Source organism: Bacillus sp. MYb78 (genome assembly GCF_002975115.1).
GTDB lineage: Bacteria > Bacillota > Bacilli > Bacillales > Bacillaceae_G > Bacillus_A > Bacillus_A cereus.
In genome coordinates, this window is the sequence record NZ_PCOB01000023.1 from 76,228 (window position 1) to 83,097 (window position 6,870).

The following is a 6,870-nucleotide window of genomic DNA, read 5'->3' on the forward strand; positions in this document are numbered from 1 at the left end:
TAATGGTAGATTTAGGTTTTGTCAAACGAGAAAGCTTTATTTAAAGTTATTTTCACATACCAAAATAGCCTGGCGTAAACGAGAAATACCTTCCGCAATTTGATCAATATCCACTTTTCCATAAGATAAACGTATATAACCATCTTTCGCACCGAAAATACTACCTGGCATAAAAGCAATTTCTTGTTTTAAACTTTGCATAATGAGTTGTTTTTCGTTTATAGGTTCTTTTAATTTCCCCCAAATGTATATACCACCAGTAGGGTTTGAAAAAGAGATTTTATCATGAAGTTGCTCGTTTAGGGCACGAACGATAACGTCTCTTTTTTCTGCTAGTTGTTTTCGTAACGGTACGATATGCGACTGAAATGGTACAGTTTCAAAAAATTGTTGCATAAGCCACTGTGGGAAAATGCTCATACCTAATTCCATTTGGTGCCTTGCGTCGGATAACCTTTCTACTACAGACTGCGGGGCAACGAGCCAACCAACTCGTAAGCCTGGTGCAATCATTTTTGATAAAGAATGTACATAAATGACAGTTCCATTTTCATCAATTGATTTCAAAGTAGGGCAAGGTTGTTTCTTTTCTAGCGTAAGTAAACTAGACGGATCATCTTCCACAATCGCAATTCGTAAGTCTGCACAAAGTGATAATAGTTTTTTTCTACGGTTTGGATGAAGCATCGTCCCCGTAGGGTTTTGGAAATTTGGATTTAAAAAAATCATTTTAATACGGTGTTTTCTATATAACTCCTGTACATCATCTGGGTTAATCCCATGTTCATCAACAGGTAATGGGAAAATACGAATACCTGCTGATTGGAATAGAGGCAGGGAATAACAGTGTGAAGGACTTTCGAAAGCAACAGCATCACCTGGATTTAATAAACATTGCACGATAAGGTGAAGTGCTTGCTGTGCGCCAGATGTAATCATAATGGATTGTTCAGTCGCCTCAACTTTTAAATATTCCTTCATATATTTTACGACCGCTTGTCTTAGCGGGAGATAGCCTTGCGGATGATCGTAACTTAATGAATGCGTTAACGGTTGTTCACGTAAAATCGCTTGTAGTTGATCGTGGGGATAAAGATTACAACCGAGCTCTCCGTTTGCAAAATCAATAATATTTTCATTTTGTTGTACTTCTGCCCGAATATGGCGAAGTAGTGGTAAGTTTGGTAAAAAAGTACCACCTTCTACGAAATTTCTCCAGTTCGGCGTTAATGTTGGAGAAACACCCCACATATGTGTACTCACTCGTGTTCCTTTACCAGTCGTACTCTCTACAATTCCCATAGCACGTAGTTCATTATAAGCAGTCGTTACTGTACTTCTGTTTACATTTAACTGCGTAGCTAATTTCCGTTCTGAAGGGAGGAAGCTTCCTGGAGGAAGTTCTCCATATGTAATACGTTTTTCAATAAAGTCAACAACTTGCTGATAAATAGGGATTTTACTGTCACTATCTAGTTTCCATTCCATAAAAAACGCCTCCGTATCTCTTATATACATCAAGTATAGCAAATTGGCTGGGTAAAAAAACAGCCAATTGGACGGTGTTATATCCAGCCAATTTTACTATGCTAAATAGGGAAGGGGAGATTCGGATGAAACGATGGCAAATGGAATGGCTCCTAGTATCAGTTGCATTAGTATGGGGAGCAAATTATACAATAGGAAAGTATGGAGTGGCATTTATGTCATCCATTCAATTTAATAGTTTACGATTTTTAGTAGCATCACCGGTATTATTACTTATCACTTTTATGATGGAACGCTCATTACGTATTGAAAGAAAAGATTGGTTACGATTAGTAGCAGTCGGTATCGTTGGTACAACAATGTATCAAACGATGTTTATGCTATCTGTGAAATATACTTCAGCAACAAACGCCTCATTATTAATTGCAATGTCACCTATTTTTACAGGGATATTAGCAGTATTGCACAAACAAGAACGTTTTTCGATGAAAGTACAAATTGGTTCAATAGTGGCCTTTGTTGGTGCAGCATTCGTTTTATTAACAGGGCATACAGGAGGAGCTACTTACGAATATGCGTGGCTCGGAAACATAATTGGATTAGTCGCAGCGATTGCGTGGGGATGGTACCCAATATTAGCGCAACCTCTTATAACAAAATATTCCGCAATGAGAGTCACATCTTGGTCAACTTTAATTGGAATTGTACCTCTCGTTGTATATTGTTTATTCAACGTAAATACATTAACGTGGCCAGTAGACATGCCAAGCTGGGGGTCTCTAGCATATTCAATCGTCTTCGCGACAATCTTCGGACTTGCAATGTGGTATGTCGGTATTAGTAAAATAGGCTCAACGAAAGTAATGGTTTATATGTATCTTGTACCATTGTTCGCAGTTATCTTCGCGGCAGTAACTATCGGAGAGCAAATCAACATAATGCAACTCGTTGGCGGACTTATAATCTTTATCGGTTTATATGTTGTAAAAAAGGGTGGAATTCAAAAGCCAGCTCTCAATTTGAAAAAAGTAAGTTAACAATAAAAAGGATCTCTTTCATATAGAAGGAGATCCTTTTGGTTTTTGTAATAAAAGCGCTTGTTCAACAGCCCATTTTTGATGATCATGAATGAGAAGCTCTACAGCAAGTAAAGGAGACATCCACCGCAAAACATGATCTTCCTCACAGTTTTCAGTTTGTGTCTGCACCATGTTCGCAATATAAAAGAACCCATCGTTTAAATAATAAGTATCTTCTTTTTCCGCATAAAAATATCGCATTGCATTACCGATATATTGATTAATTTCAATTACCCATCCTAATTCCTCTAGTAGTTCACGATGTAAGCATTCATCTTTTGTTTCGGTACCTTCCATACCGCCACCAGGTAAAAAATAACGGTCTCCTTTTTGGATAATAGCAATGTTTGAAGAAGTTGAGTTAAAAATAATTGCATAACAACTAGGCCGTAATACATATTGCTCAGTAGGCTTTTTATAACCAAAAATAAGTTTAGATATCATAAAACACGTCACCTCTCTATAAAATACACAAAAGGAATAATAAGGTAAAAATAGAATTGTATAAGTATAATCTTACGAGATTGGAGTGATAACAAAATGATAAATCGAAAGTGTTCGCGCTGTAAAGAAATTACAGGTACATTGCACGGTGGTAAAAAAATTAAGGAAGAATTTCTATGTGAGGACTGTTTGCAAAAAGGAATTGCGAGTGGAGAAATCGAATTATCACAAGTGGAAGAAAAACAAACTTCGTATCTTTCTATAAAAATATTAAAAATAATGAGTGTGATTTATTTAATAGGATCTATTTTAATGGCTTTTTCAACTGGTCCATTTATACATAACCTGGGGTTTGATGAAATGTCCATTTCAGGATCAGAATTAGGTTTAATAAGTATTGTTATGCTAGGTTCTATATTTCAGTCAGTTCTCGTATTTTGCGGGATATGGGTATTCATCCTATTAGTAGAAACAGTCATTAAAATTTATGAAAAAATGAAGTGAGTGAGAGGGAGAAACATATGCGAGTAAGAAACATCCAAGGGGAAGATTATGTAAAGATTCATTCTGTTTTAAATGATTGGTGGGGCGGGAGAGACATGGCTGCCATGTTGCCAAAATTGTTCTTCATTCACTTTCAAGAAACGAGTTTTATTATTGAAGAAGAGGGAGAAACGTTAGGTTTCTTATGCGGTTTTTTTTCACAAACATATAAAGATGAAGCATACGTTCATTTTATCGGTGTGAATCCGAAGTATAGAAGAAGAGGAATTGCATCGACATTGTATTCTTATTTCTTTGATATCGCTCGTGCAAATAACCGTAAAGTTGTAAAAGCAATCACGTCATCAGTAAATAAAAAATCAATACAGTTTCATAGGGAGATTGGCTTTCAAATTGAGGCTGGGGATGATGAGATAGAGGGTGTATCGGTACATACAAATTATGATGGGAACGGCGGGAGTAGAGTGTTATTTTTGAAAAATGTGTAAAGAGAGGCTAACGTGTTGTTAGTCTTTTTGTGATGAGGAGATAAAAGTATGGAGAATAAACAAAGTAGAAATGAGTATGTAAGACGCATACATACAGTTCAAGATTATATAGAATCAAACATAGACAGTTTACTATCCATTGAAGAGCTAGCGGATATAGCAGGATTTTCAAAGTTTCATTTTCATCGAATTTTTAAAGGAATAGTAGACGAGCCGTTATCACGATATGTAAATCGATTGAAGTTAGAAAGGGCAACAAACCTTCTTACATATCGATTGGATATGACGATTACGGATATCGCTTACCATTTTGGTTTCACAGATTCAGCAGTTTTCTCCCGTACATTTAAAAATTATTACGGAGTAAGTCCGTCTCAATATCGAAATCACAATAGCAAGAATTGCAAAGACGTAAGGGGAATTCCTCAATACAATGAATGTAAGAAGGTTCGAGGAAATGTTGAAATTGTAACAGCGGACGATATAAACGTCGCATACATAAGACATATCGGTACATATGAAGAGTTAACGCTAGCTTTTCCAAACATGATAGAGAAATTATTTCATTACGCAGCAGAGGAAAACTATCATGTATTTGAGGATACGAAAGTATTAACCATTTACCACGATCATCATGAATTTACTGAGGACTATCATTTAAGAACAAGTCTATGTGTAACAATTTCAGATGAATCCACAGTAGAAACGAACGACGTTGGAATAATGGTAATACCTTCTGGAAAATATGCAGTAGGACATTTTGAAATATTCCAAGATGAATATAAAGGAGCATGGGATTTCTTATACGGTGAATGGCTGCCAAATAGCGGATATAAACCGAGAGACTCGTATCCTTTTGAAGTATATAGAAATGATCCAAAGCAGCATCCAAAGCATAAACATTTAGTTGATATATATGTACCTATCGAACCTTTTTAATTATTGGTTAAAGGGGAAGGAATAATGAAAACTGCTGAAAAGTTAGATCAGATTATAAAAGAAGAATATGAAAATATGAATGGTATGTTAGTAGTGCAGAAAGGTAATGTTATTTTTGAAAAATATTATAACGGTTACGGTCCAGATGATGCATTTCACATAGCGTCAGTCACAAAAACGATAATCTCTGCGCTAATTGGGATATGTATAGATAAGGGCTATATAAAAAGCGTTGATCAAAGAGTAATAGAATTTTTCCCGGAATATAACGTTAATTCATCTGAAGTAACAGTAAGCCATCTTCTAACGATGACAGCTCCACATCCATTCGTAGACTGGCAGGAACCGTTAGAAGAACTATGTACACAACAAGATTGGATACAATATACGTTAAATAGGATAGGAAGCGGCGGAGAAATTGGATCTTTTAAATATTCATCTGCAGGAGCTCATATACTATCAGCGTTCATAACGAACGCAACAGGAAAAAATGCGCGTGAATTTGCGAATGAATACTTATTTCAGCCACTGGGCATGAGAGAAATTCCAAACTATAATATGAAAGCATTTGGATTTGATGACTTATTCGGAAAAGATGTGAAAGGATGGGTTCACGATCCAAATGGTATTTCGACGGGCGGCTGGGGACTAACGTTAACGGTTAGAGATATGGCGAAGTTTGCACAGATTTATTTGAATGAAGGTATTCATAATGGAAAACAAATACTATCAAAATCATGGATAAAAGAATCGACAGAAATGAACCAAAATCAATATGGTTATTTATGGTGGTTACGAGAAGAAGAGGGTGTCTATTCGTATTGTGCAATGGGTGATGGTGGGAATATGATTTGTTGTATTCCAGAGAAGGAATTGGTTGTAGTAATTACTTCTGAAGTTATGCCGAATGCACGGGATAGATGGGAGTTAGTTAAAGGATACATACTTCCTTATTTAAAAGATTAATATGGGTATTTTTATGAAAATAAGAATGAAAGGTTTAGTTAAACTTGTTTTGTACTTCATGATAGAAAAAAGTGTGGTGTTAACAAAGTTATGTAACTAAGATTATAAAACTTCAACACCTATACGATTATTAAATAATTGCAAGGTGTTGAAGTACTTTTTAATCTATTAAGGCTGCTTTCAACTAAAAGAAGAAACATCTTTTTTCTTAGCTGTTTAACTATTTTTTAACTTTGTGCAGTATAAGATACATCGTGCCCAGCACAATTGCTAGTAAGGTAAATTTAATTAATTCTATTAGGCTGGCATCCCACTTGTTTTGTACTACATCTGTTAAATAAAATACATTAAACATACCATGTAAAATTGCTGGTGATATTACGGAACCACCATATTCCCTTGTGTACGTCAAAATGATAGATAATATAAATAATAAAGCAAGATAACTTAATATTCCTACAAACCAAAACTCATAGTTTTTATAAAAGATTGCTACTGGAATATGCCATAAAGACCAGAGAAAAGCTATAATAATAGCTGTTTGTTTGAATGAATATTTTTTTCGTAAATAGTAATGAAAATTCCCACGCCATATAATCTCTTCTAATAATGCAGATAAAAATCCGACTGTAAGACCAACGAGCAAGAGAAATCCTAATTCATTCCAATGATGATATAAGAACTTTATATCATCATTATAAAAATAGAAATGGAGACATAGTCCTAGAAGTAGTGGCAATAATATGGAGAAAATTAGTGTTTTTATTTTGGGACGTGAAAATCCAAATGTGTGAACTAAGTTTTGTTTCTTAAATAATTTTTGAAATAAAATAACAGCTAAAAGTGGAACAACCATGGTAAACCCCAAATAATTACGACCATTTTCTATGTTCAGCAAGATGATATATATAAATGCTAACTTAAATATGTACATTAACGCTTGAATAAATATGTACATTTTC

At 34.9% G+C, this 6,870-nt stretch carries 8 protein-coding genes; 5 read left to right on the forward strand and 3 right to left on the reverse strand.

Going from position 1 to position 6,870, the window contains the following annotated elements; translation table 11 throughout:
- Nucleotides 1–36: 36 nt before the first annotated feature.
- The gene (pdxR, locus tag CQ064_RS27870) at nt 37–1,488 is read right to left on the reverse strand and encodes a MocR-like pyridoxine biosynthesis transcription factor PdxR (protein ID WP_000454918.1); all 1,452 of its coding nucleotides are present in this window, start codon (nt 1,486–1,488) and stop codon (nt 37–39) included.
- A gap of 125 nt (nt 1,489–1,613) precedes the next feature.
- On the opposite strand from pdxR, the gene CQ064_RS27875 reads away from it, so the two are divergent.
- Nucleotides 1,614–2,525, forward strand: coding sequence for a DMT family transporter (locus tag CQ064_RS27875; RefSeq protein WP_000832960.1), 912 nt, complete (start codon nt 1,614–1,616; stop codon nt 2,523–2,525).
- 18 nt (nt 2,526–2,543) lie between these two features.
- On the opposite strand, the gene CQ064_RS27880 is transcribed toward CQ064_RS27875, so the two are convergent.
- Nucleotides 2,544–3,011: an NUDIX hydrolase gene (locus CQ064_RS27880; protein WP_000623967.1), complete on the reverse strand. Its 468-nt coding sequence runs from the start codon at nt 3,009–3,011 to the stop codon at nt 2,544–2,546.
- A 96-nt stretch (nt 3,012–3,107) separates the two neighbouring features.
- Between CQ064_RS27880 and CQ064_RS27885 the strand changes: the two genes are divergently transcribed.
- The 4 genes from CQ064_RS27885 to CQ064_RS27900 are packed head-to-tail and all read left to right on the forward strand — an operon-like array spanning nt 3,108 to nt 5,908.
- Nucleotides 3,108–3,515, forward strand: a complete 408-nt coding sequence (locus CQ064_RS27885) for a DUF3980 domain-containing protein (RefSeq protein ID WP_000610492.1) — start codon at nt 3,108–3,110, stop codon at nt 3,513–3,515.
- 17 nt (nt 3,516–3,532) lie between these two features.
- Nucleotides 3,533–4,003, forward strand: a complete 471-nt coding sequence (locus tag CQ064_RS27890) for a GNAT family N-acetyltransferase (protein ID WP_001266042.1) — start codon at nt 3,533–3,535, stop codon at nt 4,001–4,003.
- Nucleotides 4,004–4,051: 48 nt separating this feature from the next.
- The gene (locus CQ064_RS27895; RefSeq protein WP_000428682.1) at nt 4,052–4,942 is read left to right on the forward strand and encodes an AraC family transcriptional regulator; all 891 of its coding nucleotides are present in this window, start codon (nt 4,052–4,054) and stop codon (nt 4,940–4,942) included.
- A 24-nt stretch (nt 4,943–4,966) separates the two neighbouring features.
- On the forward strand, nt 4,967–5,908 hold the full coding sequence (locus CQ064_RS27900; RefSeq protein ID WP_000844654.1) for a serine hydrolase domain-containing protein: 942 nt from the start codon (nt 4,967–4,969) through the stop codon (nt 5,906–5,908).
- Nucleotides 5,909–6,128: 220 nt separating this feature from the next.
- Here the strand turns inward: CQ064_RS27900 and CQ064_RS27905 are convergent, their stop codons facing one another.
- Nucleotides 6,129–6,866: a CPBP family intramembrane glutamic endopeptidase gene (locus CQ064_RS27905; RefSeq protein WP_000275257.1), complete on the reverse strand. Its 738-nt coding sequence runs from the start codon at nt 6,864–6,866 to the stop codon at nt 6,129–6,131.
- Nucleotides 6,867–6,870: the final 4 nt, after the last annotated feature.